General features: G+C 60.5%; 17 protein-coding genes. 9 read left to right on the top strand and 8 right to left on the bottom strand.

Features of this window, described 5'->3' with window-relative positions; all coding sequences use genetic code 11:
• Nucleotide 1: 1 nt before the first annotated feature.
• On the bottom strand, nucleotides 2-217 hold the full coding sequence (locus B3446_RS21740; protein ID WP_291384935.1) for a ribbon-helix-helix protein, CopG family: 216 nt from the start codon (nucleotides 215-217) through the stop codon (nucleotides 2-4).
• Between the two features lie 474 nt (nucleotides 218-691).
• On the opposite strand from B3446_RS21740, the gene B3446_RS21735 reads away from it, so the two are divergent.
• The 4 genes from B3446_RS21735 (at nucleotide 692) to B3446_RS21720 (ending at nucleotide 3,045) form a co-directional block, all read left to right on the top strand.
• Nucleotides 692-1,063 (top strand): hypothetical protein, encoded by a 372-nt coding sequence (locus B3446_RS21735; RefSeq protein WP_291384933.1) that lies wholly within the window; start codon nucleotides 692-694, stop codon nucleotides 1,061-1,063.
• A 163-nt stretch (nucleotides 1,064-1,226) separates the two neighbouring features.
• The gene (locus B3446_RS21730) at nucleotides 1,227-1,619 is read left to right on the top strand and encodes a YkvA family protein (RefSeq protein ID WP_291384931.1); all 393 of its coding nucleotides are present in this window, start codon (nucleotides 1,227-1,229) and stop codon (nucleotides 1,617-1,619) included.
• Between the two features lie 98 nt (nucleotides 1,620-1,717).
• A complete protein-coding gene (locus B3446_RS21725) occupies nucleotides 1,718-2,620 on the top strand; it encodes an aldose 1-epimerase (protein WP_291384904.1) in 903 nt (300 codons plus the stop codon).
• A gap of 68 nt (nucleotides 2,621-2,688) precedes the next feature.
• Complete coding sequence (locus B3446_RS21720) at nucleotides 2,689-3,045, top strand: hypothetical protein (protein ID WP_175124275.1); 357 nt, start codon at nucleotides 2,689-2,691, stop codon at nucleotides 3,043-3,045.
• Between the two features lie 59 nt (nucleotides 3,046-3,104).
• Here B3446_RS21720 and B3446_RS21715 read toward each other — a convergent pair whose 3' ends face one another.
• Complete coding sequence (locus B3446_RS21715; RefSeq protein WP_291384901.1) at nucleotides 3,105-4,118, bottom strand: zinc-binding alcohol dehydrogenase family protein; 1,014 nt, start codon at nucleotides 4,116-4,118, stop codon at nucleotides 3,105-3,107.
• A 25-nt stretch (nucleotides 4,119-4,143) separates the two neighbouring features.
• On the bottom strand, nucleotides 4,144-4,938 hold the full coding sequence (locus B3446_RS21710) for an SDR family NAD(P)-dependent oxidoreductase (RefSeq protein ID WP_291384900.1): 795 nt from the start codon (nucleotides 4,936-4,938) through the stop codon (nucleotides 4,144-4,146).
• Nucleotides 4,939-5,050: 112 nt separating this feature from the next.
• Here B3446_RS21710 and B3446_RS21705 point away from each other — a divergent pair, with 112 nt between their 5' ends.
• Nucleotides 5,051-5,953, top strand: coding sequence for a LysR family transcriptional regulator (locus tag B3446_RS21705; protein ID WP_291384898.1), 903 nt, complete (start codon nucleotides 5,051-5,053; stop codon nucleotides 5,951-5,953).
• Nucleotides 5,954-6,005: 52 nt separating this feature from the next.
• Here B3446_RS21705 and B3446_RS21700 read toward each other — a convergent pair whose 3' ends face one another.
• A complete protein-coding gene (locus B3446_RS21700) occupies nucleotides 6,006-6,524 on the bottom strand; it encodes a DUF6496 domain-containing protein (protein ID WP_175138624.1) in 519 nt (172 codons plus the stop codon).
• A 187-nt stretch (nucleotides 6,525-6,711) separates the two neighbouring features.
• On the opposite strand from B3446_RS21700, the gene B3446_RS21695 reads away from it, so the two are divergent.
• The 3 genes from B3446_RS21695 (at nucleotide 6,712) to B3446_RS21685 (ending at nucleotide 11,747) form a co-directional block, all read left to right on the top strand.
• Entirely contained in the window at nucleotides 6,712-6,927 is a 216-nt protein-coding gene (locus B3446_RS21695) for a dodecin (RefSeq protein ID WP_191579225.1), read from the top strand.
• 899 nt (nucleotides 6,928-7,826) lie between these two features.
• Nucleotides 7,827-10,835 (top strand): T6SS effector BTH_I2691 family protein, encoded by a 3,009-nt coding sequence (locus B3446_RS21690; protein WP_291384895.1) that lies wholly within the window; start codon nucleotides 7,827-7,829, stop codon nucleotides 10,833-10,835.
• A 135-nt stretch (nucleotides 10,836-10,970) separates the two neighbouring features.
• Nucleotides 10,971-11,747 carry a DUF6708 domain-containing protein gene (locus tag B3446_RS21685; protein WP_291384893.1) on the top strand — a complete coding sequence of 259 codons (777 nt, stop codon included), beginning with the start codon at nucleotides 10,971-10,973 and terminating at the stop codon, nucleotides 11,745-11,747.
• Between the two features lie 277 nt (nucleotides 11,748-12,024).
• On the opposite strand, the gene B3446_RS21680 is transcribed toward B3446_RS21685, so the two are convergent.
• Nucleotides 12,025-12,579, bottom strand: coding sequence for an NADPH-dependent FMN reductase (locus tag B3446_RS21680; protein WP_291384891.1), 555 nt, complete (start codon nucleotides 12,577-12,579; stop codon nucleotides 12,025-12,027).
• A gap of 127 nt (nucleotides 12,580-12,706) precedes the next feature.
• Entirely contained in the window at nucleotides 12,707-13,081 is a 375-nt protein-coding gene (gene hpxZ, locus B3446_RS21675) for an oxalurate catabolism protein HpxZ (RefSeq protein ID WP_291384890.1), read from the bottom strand.
• Nucleotides 13,082-13,281: 200 nt separating this feature from the next.
• Here hpxZ and B3446_RS21670 point away from each other — a divergent pair, with 200 nt between their 5' ends.
• Complete coding sequence (locus B3446_RS21670) at nucleotides 13,282-13,821, top strand: antibiotic biosynthesis monooxygenase (protein ID WP_191579228.1); 540 nt, start codon at nucleotides 13,282-13,284, stop codon at nucleotides 13,819-13,821.
• 142 nt (nucleotides 13,822-13,963) lie between these two features.
• Here the strand turns inward: B3446_RS21670 and B3446_RS21665 are convergent, their stop codons facing one another.
• Both B3446_RS21665 and B3446_RS21660 read right to left on the bottom strand, forming a co-directional pair.
• Entirely contained in the window at nucleotides 13,964-14,671 is a 708-nt protein-coding gene (locus B3446_RS21665) for a GntR family transcriptional regulator (protein ID WP_291384888.1), read from the bottom strand.
• 33 nt (nucleotides 14,672-14,704) lie between these two features.
• Nucleotides 14,705-15,246: amidase family protein (locus B3446_RS21660; RefSeq protein ID WP_291384886.1), on the bottom strand; the 542-nt coding region annotated here is incomplete at its 5' end.

The raw sequence follows: 15,246 nt of genomic DNA, 5'->3' as shown, positions 1-15,246 counted from the left end.
GTCACCGTCTCACAATTTGCCGGGTGGGCTGATCTGGAAGCTCAACGAGGACCTTTCCATGCTTCTCCTCGATGTCGTCGAAAAATAGCTCTGTGCTTACGGCGCGGCGAAGGACTTCGCTGCCGCTTATGCCCAGCTTGCTCGCCAATTTTTTGATTTCGTCGACGGTCGTGCTAGGAAGGCTGACCGTGATCTTCATTTTTTCCGTAGTGGACATGTAAAGCTCCTAGGAAGGAAGATGTTGTACGTAAATTTACCATACGAAAGCCATCTTTAGGGGCGTTCTTAGTCGTCCAAAAGGAGGAGAAAAACCGTTGTTTTTTGGGTGATGCTCGTGCCGACAGGGTACGAGTGAGGCCGGTCCGTAACAGTGGAGCGTAGGTTTTGGCGTAGTTTTTCACCGATGGATGGAAAAGTGGCTATGGGACACCCCGATGCATCATGGGAGTATGGCCCGCGTGGGCGTCGGCGGCGGTGTTTTGCAGTGCAGAATTCATGCCCGTGATTGTATCGGGGCGGGGAAGGTGCTGCTGAGCTGGGGCGGGACGATTTGGCGGCGGGTTGCGATTTTTCGGATGGGCGGGCGGTTCGTGTGCACGGTGGATGGAACAGAAATCCCTCGATTTTTGACACCGTCGAACTCCATCGGGCAATGAGGGGCCAGATTGAGATCGAGCGTACGTTCACAACCATGCCGGGCGATCTAGCCGATACGCTTGCAGATGCGATCACCTTCGCGGATGCGTTTGCGCTGTTCGGGTACGATTGCTCGCTAACCAAGCGAGGCAACAGCATTAACCAGCAGAAGGGAATCAGCATGCTGCGCGATTTGGGTTGGTCCTTCTACAGCATCCTTGCGCTGATTTGCGGTATTGCTACTGCCTGGTTGCACTGGTGGGTGGTGATGCACGAGGGACTCTGGCCGTACATCATCTTCGAATTGATCCCCGGGCTTCCCGGCGTGGCTTCCGGCGTCTATGCCATACACCGAGATGGCAGCAAGGTAGCGTGGGCTGGTGTGCTGCTGTCGTTGTCGCCGCTGGCGACTTGGCTCAGCATCTGACAAGCGACTTTTTAAACATTTCCGTCCAGTGTCAGACACATTCAAGCGTTAGACGAGCCAGCGGCCGCGCCGTGATCTGCAGCGCCCCTTACCGTTGGCAAGCCCCGCCGATCCGCATGCCGACTAATACAATTGGCGCCTTATCTAGACGGTCTGCCCATCCGTGACCACAAGCGAAAAGTTGAAGACCTGGGCCAAACGAATCAAGCGTGACGGCGTCACGCTATGGTTTGCCGGCAAGGACCCGCGAACGCCCTGGTACGCGAAGGCGCTTGGCGTGCTGGTCGTGGCTTACGCCTTGAGCCCGATCGACCTGCTTCCGGATTTCATCCCGGTGCTGGGATACGTTGACGACGTCCTGCTGCTCCCCGTCCTGATCTGGCTGACCATCAAACTCCTTCCTTCGGATGTCATTTCGGATTGCCGCCAGCAAGCTGATGAATGGATGCGAAAAAGGGGTGCAAAGCCCCGGAGCGTCCTCGGCGCGATATTGATCGTTGCGGCCTGGGCAGCCTTTGCCGCGGCGGCATGGCTGTGGTGGTCCGCCAGAGACTAGCGGCCGGCGTCACGACCCCGCCAACTTGCACCCGCATCTCTCCGCCATGCACAATCCCCCCTCGCGGCGCACGTGGACGCCGCAGGAGTTTCACCCCCATGCCCGACATTGCCGTTCCCGCCGTCCTGGACGCCACCGAGCGCGTTTCCATTTCCAGTGGCGACCATCAAGCCGAATTCGCACCAGGCGGGGGCGGGCGGCTGACGCGTCTATCCACCGGCGCTCATGACTGGATCGTGCCCCTGACCGCCACCGAATGGCCCGCCGGCAAATGGCCGCGTGCAGGATCCTATCCGCTCGCACCATATTCCAACCGCATCCGCGAGGGCGTCTTCACGTTCAATGGCGCCCGATACGCACTCCAGTCCGTGCCGAACCGGCCGCAGGCGATTCACGGCGCCGGGTTGTTCGAATCCTGGCAAGTTCGCAATCTGACTCCCGACAGCGTCGACCTCGTGCTCGACCAACCAGCCGGTGTACTGGGCTGGCCGTGGCCTTTCGAGTGCGTGCAGCGCTGGCGGCTGGACAGCCGCGGGCTCAGCCTGGAGCTGTCCATCACCAATCAGGGCGACACCCCAATGCCATGCGGCATGGGCATCCATCCGTATTTCACAGCCGAGCGCGTGGCGCTGCACGCCCGACGCATCTGGCCGTCGGATGAGAATGGGCTGCCCACCGGCAGCAAGACGACGACGGTGCGCGAATTGCGCCAGTCCGCCGAGGGCTGCGACACGTACCTGTCGCAGTGGCAGGGCCGGGCGACGCTGCACTGGCCCGAGGGTCACGAACTGGCGCTGCATGCCGACCCGGCATTCGCGCATCTGGTGGTGTACACGGCCCCGGGCGCGGATTTCCTTTGTGTGGAACCGGTCACCAATGTGGCCGACGCGTTCAACCTTGCGGCGGCGGGCGAGACCCGCACCGGCATGCAGGTGCTGGAACCGGGCGAGCGGTTTGCCGCCACGCTGCTGCTAGGCCTTGCGCCGGCTCGCAAAAAGTAAATGGCAGCTTGGTAACCGCCGCACCCAGCGGCGATAATCCGCTCAAATCAAGAATCAGGAGTCGTTACGTGAAAAAGCTCAGCACCGAACAATTGCAGGCCGCTGTCGAGACGCTGCGCCGGACGCAGGCCAAGCTGGCTCGTGCGGGCAACCTGCCGCTGGAGCCGACCATCTACGCCAGCGCCAAGGGCTTTCGTCGCAACGTGCCCGATTACGTGTGGTCGTGGCTGTCCGGCCTGCTGGCGCCGCACAAGAGCCTGTCCGCCTGGATGGACGCGCATCAGACGGGTTGGCGCGAAGGCAAGACGCCGGCGGCCGCCGTCTACGCCCGCACGGAAAACGGCTGGTTCCAGTGGCTGATTGCCGAGCTGGAAGCCGAAATCAACGACCCCCACGCACGCGCCAAGCGCGAAGGCCGGGCCTGACAGGCCTGGTCGCGCCCCGCGCCCTTGCGCACGCGATCCCGCACGGGATCGCCGCGTATCTAGAACCCCTCCAGCACGATCTTGCCGCGCGCCTTGCCGCTTTCGATGAAGGCATGCGCGCGCCGCAGGTTTTCGGCGTTGATCTTGCCGTAGTGCTCGCCCAGTGTCGTGCGCAGCGTGCCATTGTCGATCAGACGGGCGGCCTGGTTCAGCAGCTCGTGCTGGGCGATGAGATCGGGCGTGTTGTGCAGCGGCCGCGCAAACATGAATTCCCAATGCAGCGAGGCCGATTTGCCCTTGAGCAGCCGGACGTCCACGGCGGCCGGGTCGTCGATCAGCGCGATCTTGCCCTGCGGCGCAATCGCCTCGGCCATCTGCGCGAAGTGTTTGTCCGTATGCGTCAGGCCCGCGATATAGCTGACGTTTTCAAAGCCGATGCGCTTGAGCTCCTCGGTCAGCGGCCGCGTGTGATCGATGACGTGATGCGCGCCCAGTTCGCGCACCCAGGCTTGGGTTTCTGGACGGGACGCGGTGCCGATTACCGTCACGCCAGTGAGCTGACGCGCCAACTGCACGAGGATCGAGCCAACTCCACCAGCAGCTCCGATGACGAGCAGGCTGCGCTGGCTGGGCGCGGCGTTGTCCAGCACGCGCAGGCGGTCGAACAGCAATTCCCACGCGGTGATGGTGGTCAGGGGCAGGGCGGCGGCCTGTGCAAAGTCCAGGCTCTTGGGCATGTGGCCGACGATGCGCTCGTCCACGATGTGGCGTTCGCTGTTGGCGCCCGGGCGGGTCAGGGCGCCCGCATACCAGACGCGGTCGCCGGGCTTGAAGAGGCTGGTCCGGGCGCCGACCGCGCGCACCACGCCTGCGGCGTCCCAGCCGATAATTTCCGGCTTTCCTTCCTGCGGCTTGCGGTTGGCGCGGATCTTCACGTCGACGGGGTTGACCGAGATGGCGTGCACGTCCACCAGCAGGTCGTAGTCGCCCGGCACGGGTTCGGGGACGGTGATGTCTTGCAGCGCGTCGGCGTTGTCGGCGGGCAGGTTCTTGAAGTAGGCAATGGCTTTCATGATGGGATTCTGGTGATTCAAGGGATCAAATGATGGAGCGGACGACGCCGCCGTCCACGCGCAGGGCCGCGCCGTTGGTGGCTGACGCCTGCGTCGAGCAGGTGTAGACGACCATGTTCGCCACTTCTTCCACCGTGGCAAGGCGGCGCAGCAGCGATGTCGGGCGGTGCTGGGCGATGAAGTCCTGCTCCATCTGTTCCTGCGAAACGCCTTGCTCCTTGGCCATTTCCGCGAAGAAGTCGGAGACGCCTTCGGAACGCGTCGGGCCCGGCAGCACGGCGTTGACGGTGACATTGGTGCCCGCAGTCAGCTCGGCCAGGCCGCGCGACACGGCCAGCTGGGCCGTCTTGCTGACGCCGTAATGGATCATCTCGGCGGGAATCTGCACGGCGGATTCGCTGGAAATGAAGACGATTCGGCCCCAGTTGGCTGCCAGCATCCGCGGCAGGTAGTAGCGCGACAGGCGGATGCCGCTCATGACGTTGGTGTCCATCATGGCCTGCCAGTCGTCGTCGGTGATTTCGGTGAAGGATTTGGGTGTGAATGTGCCGGCGTTGTTGACCAGGATGTCGACGTCGGGATGCGCGGCGCTGACCGACGCCGCGCCGTCTGCGGTGGCCAGGTCCGCCTGCACGGTGGTGACCTGCGCGCCTGCCACCTGCTGTGAAATGGTCTGCGCGGCCTGCGCCAGCTTGCTCGCATTGCGACCATGCAGGACGACCTGCGCGCCGGCCTGCGCCAATCCGGTGGCGATGGCCAGGCCGATGCCACCGGACGATCCGGTGACCAATGCCTTCTTGCCCTTCAGTTCGATTTTCATGCAGTGACTCCTTGCGTGTCGGGGAATGAATGCATGATTACCCACACCGCAGCGATGAAAAACCGGCTAGCATCGCAGGCAGTTTCAATAAATTTTTGAAAATGAGGCGGCTTTGGTCCGATTCGAGGATTTGAAGATTTTTGTCGCCGCGACAGATCTGGGCAGCTTTTCCGCCGCCGCGCGCGAGCTCGACCTGACGCCGGCGGTGGCCAGTGCCGCGCTCAAGCGGCTGGAGCAGGAACTTGAAACGCGGCTCTTTGTGCGGTCCACGCGCAGCCTGCGCCTGACCAGCGACGGCGAGCGCTATCTGGAGTACGCGCGGTCGGCGATTTCCACGCTCGAGGCCGGCAAGAACGCCATGGCGCGCGACAAGACGGACATCGCCGGCACCTTGTCGGTGTCGATTCCTTCCGACCTTGGTCGCCACGTACTGCTGCCGTGGCTGGACGAGTTTCAGCGTCAGCATCCCCGTGTCAATTTCCAGTTGCGTATCAGCGACCGGCTGGCGGACCTGTACCGGCAGCCAGTCGACATCGCCGTGCGTTACGGCACGCCGAACGACTCAAGCCTTGTCGCGCTGCCGCTTGCCGAACACAACCGGCGCGTGGTGTGCGCCGCGCCCGCCTATCTGGCGCGGCATGGCGTGCCGCAAACGCCGGCGGATCTGCGGCGGCACAACTGCTTGTCGTTCGTGCTCGGCGAAACCCTGCATGACCGCTGGACGTTCGAGCACGACGGCACCAGTCTCACTATTCCTGTCAAGGGTGACCGCGTCGGCGACGACGGCGATCTCGTGCGGCGTTGGGCGCTGGCCGGGCACGGCGTGGCGTACAAATCACGCTACGACGTGCTGACGGATCTGCGTGAGGGCCGGCTTGTCGAGCTGCTGGCCGGCTACGTCAGCGAACCGTCGCCGCTGTACCTGCTGTGCGTGCACCGCATGCTCCTATCCCCTGCAGTGCGGCGGCTGCGGGAGTTCTTGCAGGAGCGCTTCAAGGCGTTCGAGGCCGGTTAGCTGCGCGTTGATGGGGCGCTGCGGCAGGGATACGCCGCAGCAGTTAACCAAATCAATGTGCCGCGTGATGCCCGCCCGCTGCCTGCTTGTTCGCCGCACGCGTGCGCGCCGCCTTCTTGGCCGCGGCCGAGCGGCCAGCCGCACCCTTGGTCGCCGCTGCCTTGCGCGCCGCGGCCGAGCGGTCCGCAGCCGTGCGCTTGCTCGCCGTCTTGGTCGCATTGCGTGACAGCGCCGATTTCGACGCGGGCTTGGTGCTTTCCTTCTTCAGAGCTTTGGTCGCCGCCTTGGAGCGCGTACTCGACTTCGCATGGCCGTCGTGTGCCGCGCGCGTGTCCTGCTCTGCCTTGCGTTTGGTTTCGGCGCTGGCCTTTTTGGGCGTGCCCAGCTTCACACCTGCGCGGCGCGCCTTGGACAGTCCGATCGCGATGGCCTGCTTGCTGGACCGCACGCCATGCTTGCCTTCGCGCACGTTGTCGATTTCCTCGCGCACAAATTCGCCGGCCTGCGTCGATGCGGACTTGCCTTCGCGCTTGTCGCGCTTGGCGCGTTCGATGGTCTTTCGTTCAGGCATGGTGATCTCCTTTGCTTCGCGTTGCAAAAGCGATTCGGTCGCCGGTCGAGACCGCGCGACGGAACTCGTAACACCACTCTATCGCTGCGCAGGTATCCTGTGTGTTCGAATGGATTGCCGGTCGTAAGCGCCGGAACACGGCCCAAGCACCGACGATTCACGACTCACCTCACAGCGGAGACGAGCTATGTCGAATCATGTGTATAAGCAGATCGAGTTGGTGGGCTCATCCACCATTTCCTCCGACGATGCGATCGCGAAAGCCATTGAGCGCGCGTCCGAAACCTTGCGCAACCTGGATTGGTTTGAAGTGACTGAAGTGCGCGGTCACATCAAGGACGGCAAGGTGGCGCATTGGCAGGTGGGATTGAAGATTGGCATGCGCCTTGAAGGCGATTCCTGATCCCGGTGTTGGTCATTCTTTGACCGCACCTTGCAAGTGACTGTCACATAACGGCTTTCTGTACTTGTTGTGCGACTGTTCAGAGGCTTGTCCACATTCCATGGGGACAAGCCTGTCTGCTTTTTGCAAGAGGCCTGTCATTCACGATGCGGCCCGCATCTCGGTTGCCTAGTGAGCTTTTCTTGCTCGCGACCTGCAAGTCCCTGACCTGCAAGGCTTTTTGCAGACTCCCCCTAGGCTGTCCTCAGGCTTATCCACATTTGGCGGGGACAACACAGGCCCAAACAAACTGCGTTTGGGCCTTTCGTGACCACGCCCTGCAGGGCGTTGATATGCAAGAGGATTTTCAACCTGTGCGCATACTGTCCTCATGCTTTTCCACAGAAGGCGGGGACAAATCCACATTGGGGTGCGTGATCGAGATTTCCGCCGCGCCTCGCGCCCAAAAACGGGGATAACTCCGCCGGAAATCGCCCATAAGGATGATTGCGCATTTATTGATCGCACTCTGCAAGTGCTTGGTGCGACAGGGAATTTTGCACCTGCCCCAAGGCTGTCCTCACCTTTCTCCACAGTTGAAGGGGATAAGTGCGGCCGACCGGAAGAACCTGCGGAGGCTCGGTCCGGAACTACCGGGGCGGTGTGGTGCAACGCCGGTTCTAGCTCGTTTGGGGTTGACGAAATGTCATCACGGCTTGCGGTCTCGCGAGCTTCCGAACATTCAGACTGTTCGCCACGAAAAATAGATTTTGTTTGATGTCCGATAGTGGGTAGGTATGGGGTAATGCAAGCGCACTCCACGCGCGTCCCTCCCGACTATTTGCGGTGGACGCGTTCCTATTGGCGGCCTTGATCCTCCCCGACGGTGGAGATAGGTCGGCACGCAAAGGAATCCACCTATGTCCAAGACAACGGCCGGCGGCGCAACGTCGGCGCCGGCCTGCTGCCCGCGCATCCCCATTCTCCCTATTCGATATGCGGTCGTCCCGAATGCGGATGGATCTGCCGTGTATCGGTACGCCAAGTCCGGCTTCAATCTGGAAGCCGGTTTCCAGCGTCTGCAGCTTTCCTCCTATACCTTGCGCGCGCTTCGTCCGGGATACGTCTACGTGTTCATGAAGGGTCCGAAGGGCGAAAAGCTCGTTATCCATGAGTACGACGGTGAGGGCCATTATCAGGAACTGACGTACACAGATCTGGAGGACTACGACAAGAAAAACAAGTACAGGACGGGAGCGCGCATGGGCTGGGTGTGGGCAGACACCAGCCCGGACACCGCCAAAGAGGTGTGGATCGGCTACAGCACACATCTTTGGACGAATGCCATGACTGCCAGGATTGCCAAAGACTCTGAAGCGCGCCAGCTTCACATGCGATCCTTGGACATGGTCGAACTGACCTCCGGCGTCAAATCACCGTCTGGTCAAGCCCACATACTGCCGGCCGATGCTTTGACGGATTGGGTGGAAGACTTCAAGCCCCTTGAGCAGCGCATGCCGCTTGAATGGAGTTGCCACGCCAGCGAGGATGACCTGTCGGTCGCGACCTTTGTCGCTCAGGGCAACCATTACCGCTTCACGCGACCGCGCGTCCCTGCGGTGGTCGCGCTCAATGACGCCGAGGGGATCAGCCTTGATTTGGGTTTGATCGCCGCTGCGTATCAGCATCAGATCACGGATCTAAAGCGCAGGCCTGGCCAGCGGGCAGACGGCGCCAGTCCGCATCACCTACCCGACTGTCTCACCTTGGACGTCGAACAAATCCACCTGGCCAGTTCAGAGTTTCATCACAAGAATCTGACCGCCTTGCTGCTGACTCGTACCTTGAAGTCAATGTTTCCCGCTGACCGCGGCGACCCAGCGAACATTGCGTCAAGAAGAGGCGAGTGGCATCGGAATCAGCCGACGAATCGGTCGATACCGTCGCAAGAAGAGCTTGAATACGAAGTTTTAACCGAAGAAAGAATGTCTTCGTCGGGGGCGCGCCTGGCTAAAAGAATAGATAAAGAGCGGTATTTCAACTTTTTACGGCAACGCAAAGAAGCAGACGCGCAACTGCGCGTGATGATGCATGAATTGGAACAGGCGAGTTCAGATCATGACTACTGGATATCCACCGCGGAATCGAAGCATAAGGTCGACCCGAAGAGTTTGGCTGCAGCGTTCCAAGCATTTGACAGGAATAATCGTCAGTCTGCGGCAGCATTGGAGTTGTCTATCGCGTTGATGCTGCAGAGCATGACGCAATCGCTCGCCATTAAAGAGGATGGAGACTCTCGATATGACCGGCTCGAGAAGTGGTGTGATGATCCTGAAAGCGCCGTTTATGTTTCATTGGCCGCATTTAATCCGTTTAAAGATAAAGCGGATGCGGTGGGATCCATACTTGGTGCCGCGGATTCCATCATCTCCGAGCTCGGCTTCAAATTTCCCGCCATCGACGGCGTCACCGATTTGACATCCCAGACCGTTACCACTGTAGTACTAAAGCGGCTCAAGGGGAAAACTCGCTGGGACGCAAGCCGCAATCTGCGCCAGCAAGTTCTCGCGGCTGCACGTGAGGCAAATCTAGAGAAATTGGTTGGGTTGATGGGGGGGCGCTATAGCAGTCTGGATGAGCTGATTAAGAAACACGAGCTTTCCAAGGAATTGCAGGAATTGGTGGATAAAGGTATGGCCGAGGTGGAACGTACAAGCAGTCCTGTCAAAGTTAAAGGAAATAGAACGGTACTGCTCGAGCAAACCCAGACTTCCACGGTCAAACCGAAGCTCAAGTCCTTGAGCGCCACCGCATTTGGAGCTGGCTTCAACTATGGAATGGTTTATTTCAACGTTATAAATATGGGATATGCGCTAAAGACGCTGGAAAGTAAATATTCGCACGAAGCTGCTGTGAATTTCGCTTCGGCGCTTCTGGGGGTCATAAGTTCCATAGGTGCGGCAGCGATGAGCACGCGAACCGCTTACTCCGCTGTGATGGCAAGATTCGGATATAGAATTCCTGGCCTCGCATATTCGGTGGCAATAAAGAACATCGTGCAGTCCAAACTCTACTCGAGGGTTGCCGGTGGCCCTGCCATTTTTATAGGTTTGCTAGCAGACATACTAAAGGGCGCTCGTCTGGGCCAAGGCGGAAACGAGACAGCAGAATACTTCACTTACGCTGGCGGGGGCAGTATTGCACTCGGCTCTGGGACGATTCTGGGACGGAAGGCACTCGCAGTGGCGTTGTTAAGAGCGTTGCCGGTCGCAGGAGTTTCGGCGACGGTCCCGGTTGCTGGCTGGATTGGGGTCGCCGTGATTCTTGCTGGTACGGCCTTTGTGATAGGAGGTATGTGGCTTCATTCGAAAGCTGCTGCAGAACTGCATTCACCTATGGAACTTTGGGCTGCGCGATGCCAGTTTGGAAATCGGAAAAATGATGGTGAGCAGCGGGATGATCTTGAGCTTGATAAAGATCGCAAGCTTCCCAGGTACGTAGATCTGGAAAGCGAAATGAAGGCATGGTATCAAGCATTTTTTGCGCCCGTGGCGCTAGATTCGGATCAGGCCAAGTCTCTAGGTTTGAATGGCATGGGAAGCGGATGGCGAGACAATTGGTTTTCCGAAGATGAGATTGAGTTCGTCGTACTTCTACCAGGGTTTATCCTCGGGCTCAGTACTTGGGAAGGCTCGGTTGGAAGTGTCGAGTCCCCTAGCCGCAACGCACAAAGAGCAATTTTCGAACTTCCTTTGCTTACTGTCTTTGGTGTGGATCCGGAGTGCTTCGCGACTTCCGCCGGATTGGTGTTGAACTACAAAATTACAAGCGGGGGTTTTGCCAACATGTCGTTGGCAGTTGAATACCGACCTAACCAAGGGCTGGATGAAGCCGCAGTTGCTGAAGCCAACTTTCCGCTAACGGATTGAGGACTACTTATGGCGATAGATTGGATTTGGTTGAGTAAGGATAGCGCGGGTGAACTTCCCGCAATTGGGGACCAATTGGTAAGTATGGACCGCGGCTTCTTGCGGATACGCAACCCATGGATAGCAGATTCCGCGATGATGGGAAAGCTGCACGCGTCGGCCGTTATTGGGTGCGGGGTAGCGGCGGCGTGCTATTTCATGGCGGCGGCGCTTGGATATGCCTGGTTTAGTTACGGTCTTCTGATTACTGTTGCCTCTGTCTGGATCTTTATGCTTCTGGTGCTGGTGATGAGGGTTCGGATGATAAAAAATTCATCCGACTTCGTATTTGACCGGTCTAGTAAAAAGGTCTACTATAGACAACGCGGGCAGGTAATTTCTGGCGACTGGAGTTCAGCGACAGCCGGTCATCAGTCAGAGGTGGAATTTACCGGCAGGGCAGTAGTCGTAGTACATTCTTTGATAATCAGAATGCAGGCCGAATCAACCAGTATTGGCAATGCTGTAACGAAGCCGGTTTCACTGTTCGTTTCGATCGAAAGCAATGAGCCGACCGAGCCGTTCGAGATATATGTCGCACAAGTATGGGAGTTCGTTCGAATTTTCATGGATAAAGGTCCAGATGAACTGCCTGAACCTGGTAAATCTAGCTGGTGGAACAGTCCGAACGTTCGCATCTGCCTGACTCCCGCCGAAGCGTTGTGCCATTACTTGCCTTGGCGCACGGGGGAGCCCAATGAGATGCAAGGAAAGAGCAATTGGCTCTTGCCTCTGTGGCTCGTGTTTTTCCCCTACAACATGTTCTGCGCACTGTGTTGGTACGTGGTGTGCCGAGTGATGAAGGTCCAAGGAATGCCGCCACCGATGCATGTCACGGGATCTGAAAGTCCCGATTCGAGTCGGCATTCTTGACGGCTGCGTTTGACACTCCGATCTTCGAGCAGACCAGACGCCCTTTTGTGCGAAACCAAATTGGCGCTCAGCGGAGTCTGCCCCGCTACCAGCTGTTCAGCGTTTTCAAAGTCATACGTTGCCGTGGCCAGATCGAACAGTCTGACGGCGGTACCAAACGTGTGCCGAATACCAAAGCAAAAAAAACCCCTCGACGAATCGAGGGGCTTGATCGCCCGGAGGTAGGTCGGGCGATCGGCGCCGGTACGCTTTGCGCGTGGTCGGCGTCGGCGGCAGATCAGGTGTTGAATTTCTTGACCCAGTCGACGTAGCGGTCCACCCAGCCCTGCAGGAATTTGCGGGTGCCTTCGTTGGTAATGTTGAACTGGTCGTCGATCAGGCCTTCGGAATACTGCAGGAAGACTTCCGGCGTGGTGAGGGCGTTGGCGCCTTCGGCGGCCAGGATGTTGCGCAGGTGTTGCTGCATCATGGCGGTGCCTGCGGCGCTGGGCGACGCGCCCACGATGCCCACGGCCTTGCCGGGCCAGGAGTTCTGGCCCCACGGGCGCGAGCCCCAGTCGATGCCGTTCTTGATGGCGGCCGGCACCGAGCGGTTGTGCTCGGGCGAGACGAAGAGGATGCCTTGCGCGTCGGCGATCTGCTGCTTGAGCTTGGCGGCGGGCGCGGGCAGGTTGTTTTCGTTGTCCTGGTTATAGAGCGGGATGTCGCCCAGGCTCACATACTCGAACTTGAAGTCGGCCGGAACCAGCTTTTCCAGCGCACGCGCCAGGCGCAGATTGATCGAGGCGGCACGCAGGCTTCCGACAAAGACTGCAATCTTGTATGTGCTCATGAGCGTGTGCTCCAACGAGGGAAAAAGGAACAGCCAGTGTAGACCTGCACGGGGCCAGGCTCAATGCCGATTGCGCATATTCATATGGCGCGATTGGAGATGAGCCACGCCAAGGCGCGCGACCGCGTCAGGTCATCAAGCTGACATGCGCCGCCACTACGCGCCAGCCCTGCGGCGTGCGCATCCAGGTCTGGCTTTGGCGCCCGATGCGCGAGCTGCCTTCACGTTGGAATTCCAGGTTGGCGGTGGCGAAGTCCTGGCCATAAGTGGTGATGGCGGTGCGCAGCACTTCTCTGGCAAGGCCTTGCGGGGAACGCTGTGCGCGGAAGGCGCGGATCTCGTTATAGCCATAGAGGTTTTCGCCGGCGCCATAACGCAGGGTGTGAGGGCTGTTCCAGAACAGGGTGTCGAGCACTTGCACGTCGTTGGAAACCAGTGCGGCTTCGTAGCGTTCAACGGCGGCCGTGACTTCGGCCAAGACGTCGGGCAGGTTGATGTCCATTGCTGCTTATCTCCGATACGCACCGAACTGGTGCGTCGTGTAGGGGTTATCACCAATATGGGGTGTGTTGCGGTGCGCAATTACTCGGGCCATCTGGCTAAATGACACCGCCAAGGGGCAAATGCTGCGCCGCAAGGCTGGCACACGGATTGCTAGGGTTAACGTGCATAACACGCTGCACGCTGCCCAGGAGTTCCGCCATGTCTCATTCTGCCGTTTCCGGTCCGGTCACCATGCTGGTGACGCGCCACATCGCGCCCGAGCGCTATAGCGATTTCCTGTCCTGGATGCGTCAGGGCGAAATCCTGGCGGCGGGTTTTCCGGGGTTCCTTGGATCTGGCGTGCTGCAGCCGCCCGAAGGCGGCGATGAGTATCAGATCGTGCTGCGCTTTACCGACGAGGCCAGTTTGAACCGGTGGGAAAAATCGTTGCCACGCCGTATGTGGCTGGAGCGCGGCGCAACGCTGGTGCGGGCGAGTCACGAGCATCGGGTGAGCGGCACGGCCGGTTGGTTTGCGCCGAAGGCCAGCACGCCGCCGCGCTGGAAGCAGGCGGTCAGCATCTGGCTGGCCTACTTTCCCGTGCTGCTGGTGTTCTCGGTGCTGGTGAGCGAGCACTTGAGCATCCTGCCGGTGTTCTGGCGCGTGTTGATCACGAGCGTGATATTGACGCCCATCATGGTGTTCGTCTGCATTCCAGTCATCACGCGCGTGTTGCACCGCTGGTTGCGCGCCAGCTGAACCGGGCCGGGGTGGGGGCCGCCCGACGAGCGGCCCGAAAACCCAGAAGCGCCAAAAGCGCGAAAGCCCGAAAGCCAGCACGCCTGAGCGCCCCCAAGCCCGAATGTTGGCAACCCCTCGCGGGACCCCCTGCCGCCCGCCTTCACGCCGCCTTCGCGCGGCGTGTGGCGTAGAGCCGGTGCAACGTGATCTTGCGCACGGCCTCCTGACTGTCCTTGATATGCGCGCGCAGCAGCGCCGCCGCGGTCGCGCCATCGCGCGCCAGTACGGCGGACAGGATCGCCGCATGTTCCCGGTACGTGGTGCCGATGCGATCGGGCTGGGTGAAGTCTAGCCGGCGCACGATGCGGATCCGCTCGGTCGCAGCCCGATGCACCCGCGCGATCTCCGGGTTGCCGGCGGCCGCCACCAATTCGATATGAAAGCGCTCGTCCAGGTCGGCCAGCCATTCGCAATCGCTGGATCGCTCGCTCTCATCCACCAGCCACGTCTCCACGAGCGGGCGCAGCGCCAGCAACGGATCGGGCGATTGCCCGGGCGTGCACAGCGCATGAACCGCTGCTGCTTCCAGCACGCTGCGCAGCTCATAAAAATGATCCAGCGTTTCAAAATCCAGCGGCTTGACCAGCCATCCATTGCGTTGCCGCACCTCCAGATAGCCTTCGCGCTCTAGCCGGAACAGCGCCTCACGGACCGGCGTCCGGCTGACCTGAAGCCGGTCCGCGATCTCCGTTTCGGTAAAGCGGTCGCCCGGCGCCAGCCGGAACTCCAGGATGTCACGCTTGAGCGTGGTGTAAGCGGAGTCGGCCAGCGTGCGCGGCATGTCGATGGCGGCGAATGCGGATTCCATGTCGAAGCTCCAGGCGTTGCGGTGTAGGGAACGTCAGACCGGCCGTGTGCGTGCCGCGCCAGCCTGCTCCAGCGTGTGGGCCGCACGCAGGCAATCGGCTTCGCGCCAGGGCGCGGCGATCAGCTGCACGCCCAGCGGCAGGTGGCCGTCTTCGTCCAGTTCCGGCCACGTGGGCGCCGTGCAAACCGGCAGACCGATGGCGGAAATGGGTTGCGTCAATAGCCCCATGCTGGCGCGGGCGGGCAGTTGCTTGCCCGCGAGTGTCAGCCAGTCCGCGCCGATGGGCGTGGCGCTGACGGGCGTGGCGGGGGCGATCAGCACGTCGTATTGGTCGAAAAGGGCCAGCGCCTCGAGGTAGGCGCGGTGGCGAACGCGCTGCGCCTGCTGCACCCAGGCCGCGGGGACGAGGCTGCCGGCGACCAGGCGGTCGCGCGAGTGCGGTTCGTAGTAGTCGTAATGCGTGACGAGCCGGCGGCGGTGCAGCGCGCCGCCTTCCGCCGCGGTGATGATGAAGGCGGCAGAGCGCGCCTGCACGGCGGCTGGCATGTCGACCACGTCGGTGGCGCCCAGGGCGC

It is taken from the genome of Achromobacter sp. UBA5777 (genome assembly GCF_002418565.1).
GTDB classification, from domain to species: Bacteria; Pseudomonadota; Gammaproteobacteria; order Burkholderiales; family Burkholderiaceae_B; genus Achromobacter; species Achromobacter animicus.
This window is presented reverse-complemented; position numbering and strand designations above follow the sequence as displayed.

Coding starts and splice junctions, on each gene's coding strand:
- B3446_RS21690 (WP_291384895.1), top strand. CDS start 7,827: ATGTCCAAGACAACGGCCGGCGGCGCAACGTCGGCGCCGGCCTGCTGC.
- B3446_RS21700 (WP_175138624.1), bottom strand. CDS start 6,524: ATGCCTGAACGAAAGACCATCGAACGCGCCAAGCGCGACAAGCGCGAA.
- B3446_RS21685 (WP_291384893.1), top strand. CDS start 10,971: ATGATGGGAAAGCTGCACGCGTCGGCCGTTATTGGGTGCGGGGTAGCG.
- B3446_RS21710 (WP_291384900.1), bottom strand. CDS start 4,938: ATGAAAATCGAACTGAAGGGCAAGAAGGCATTGGTCACCGGATCGTCC.
- B3446_RS21680 (WP_291384891.1), bottom strand. CDS start 12,579: ATGAGCACATACAAGATTGCAGTCTTTGTCGGAAGCCTGCGTGCCGCC.
- B3446_RS21735 (WP_291384933.1), top strand. CDS start 692: ATGCCGGGCGATCTAGCCGATACGCTTGCAGATGCGATCACCTTCGCG.
- B3446_RS21665 (WP_291384888.1), bottom strand. CDS start 14,671: ATGGAATCCGCATTCGCCGCCATCGACATGCCGCGCACGCTGGCCGAC.
- hpxZ (WP_291384890.1), bottom strand. CDS start 13,081: ATGGACATCAACCTGCCCGACGTCTTGGCCGAAGTCACGGCCGCCGTT.
- B3446_RS21740 (WP_291384935.1), bottom strand. CDS start 217: ATGTCCACTACGGAAAAAATGAAGATCACGGTCAGCCTTCCTAGCACG.
- B3446_RS21715 (WP_291384901.1), bottom strand. CDS start 4,118: ATGAAAGCCATTGCCTACTTCAAGAACCTGCCCGCCGACAACGCCGAC.
- B3446_RS21670 (WP_191579228.1), top strand. CDS start 13,282: ATGTCTCATTCTGCCGTTTCCGGTCCGGTCACCATGCTGGTGACGCGC.
- B3446_RS21725 (WP_291384904.1), top strand. CDS start 1,718: ATGCCCGACATTGCCGTTCCCGCCGTCCTGGACGCCACCGAGCGCGTT.
- B3446_RS21695 (WP_191579225.1), top strand. CDS start 6,712: ATGTCGAATCATGTGTATAAGCAGATCGAGTTGGTGGGCTCATCCACC.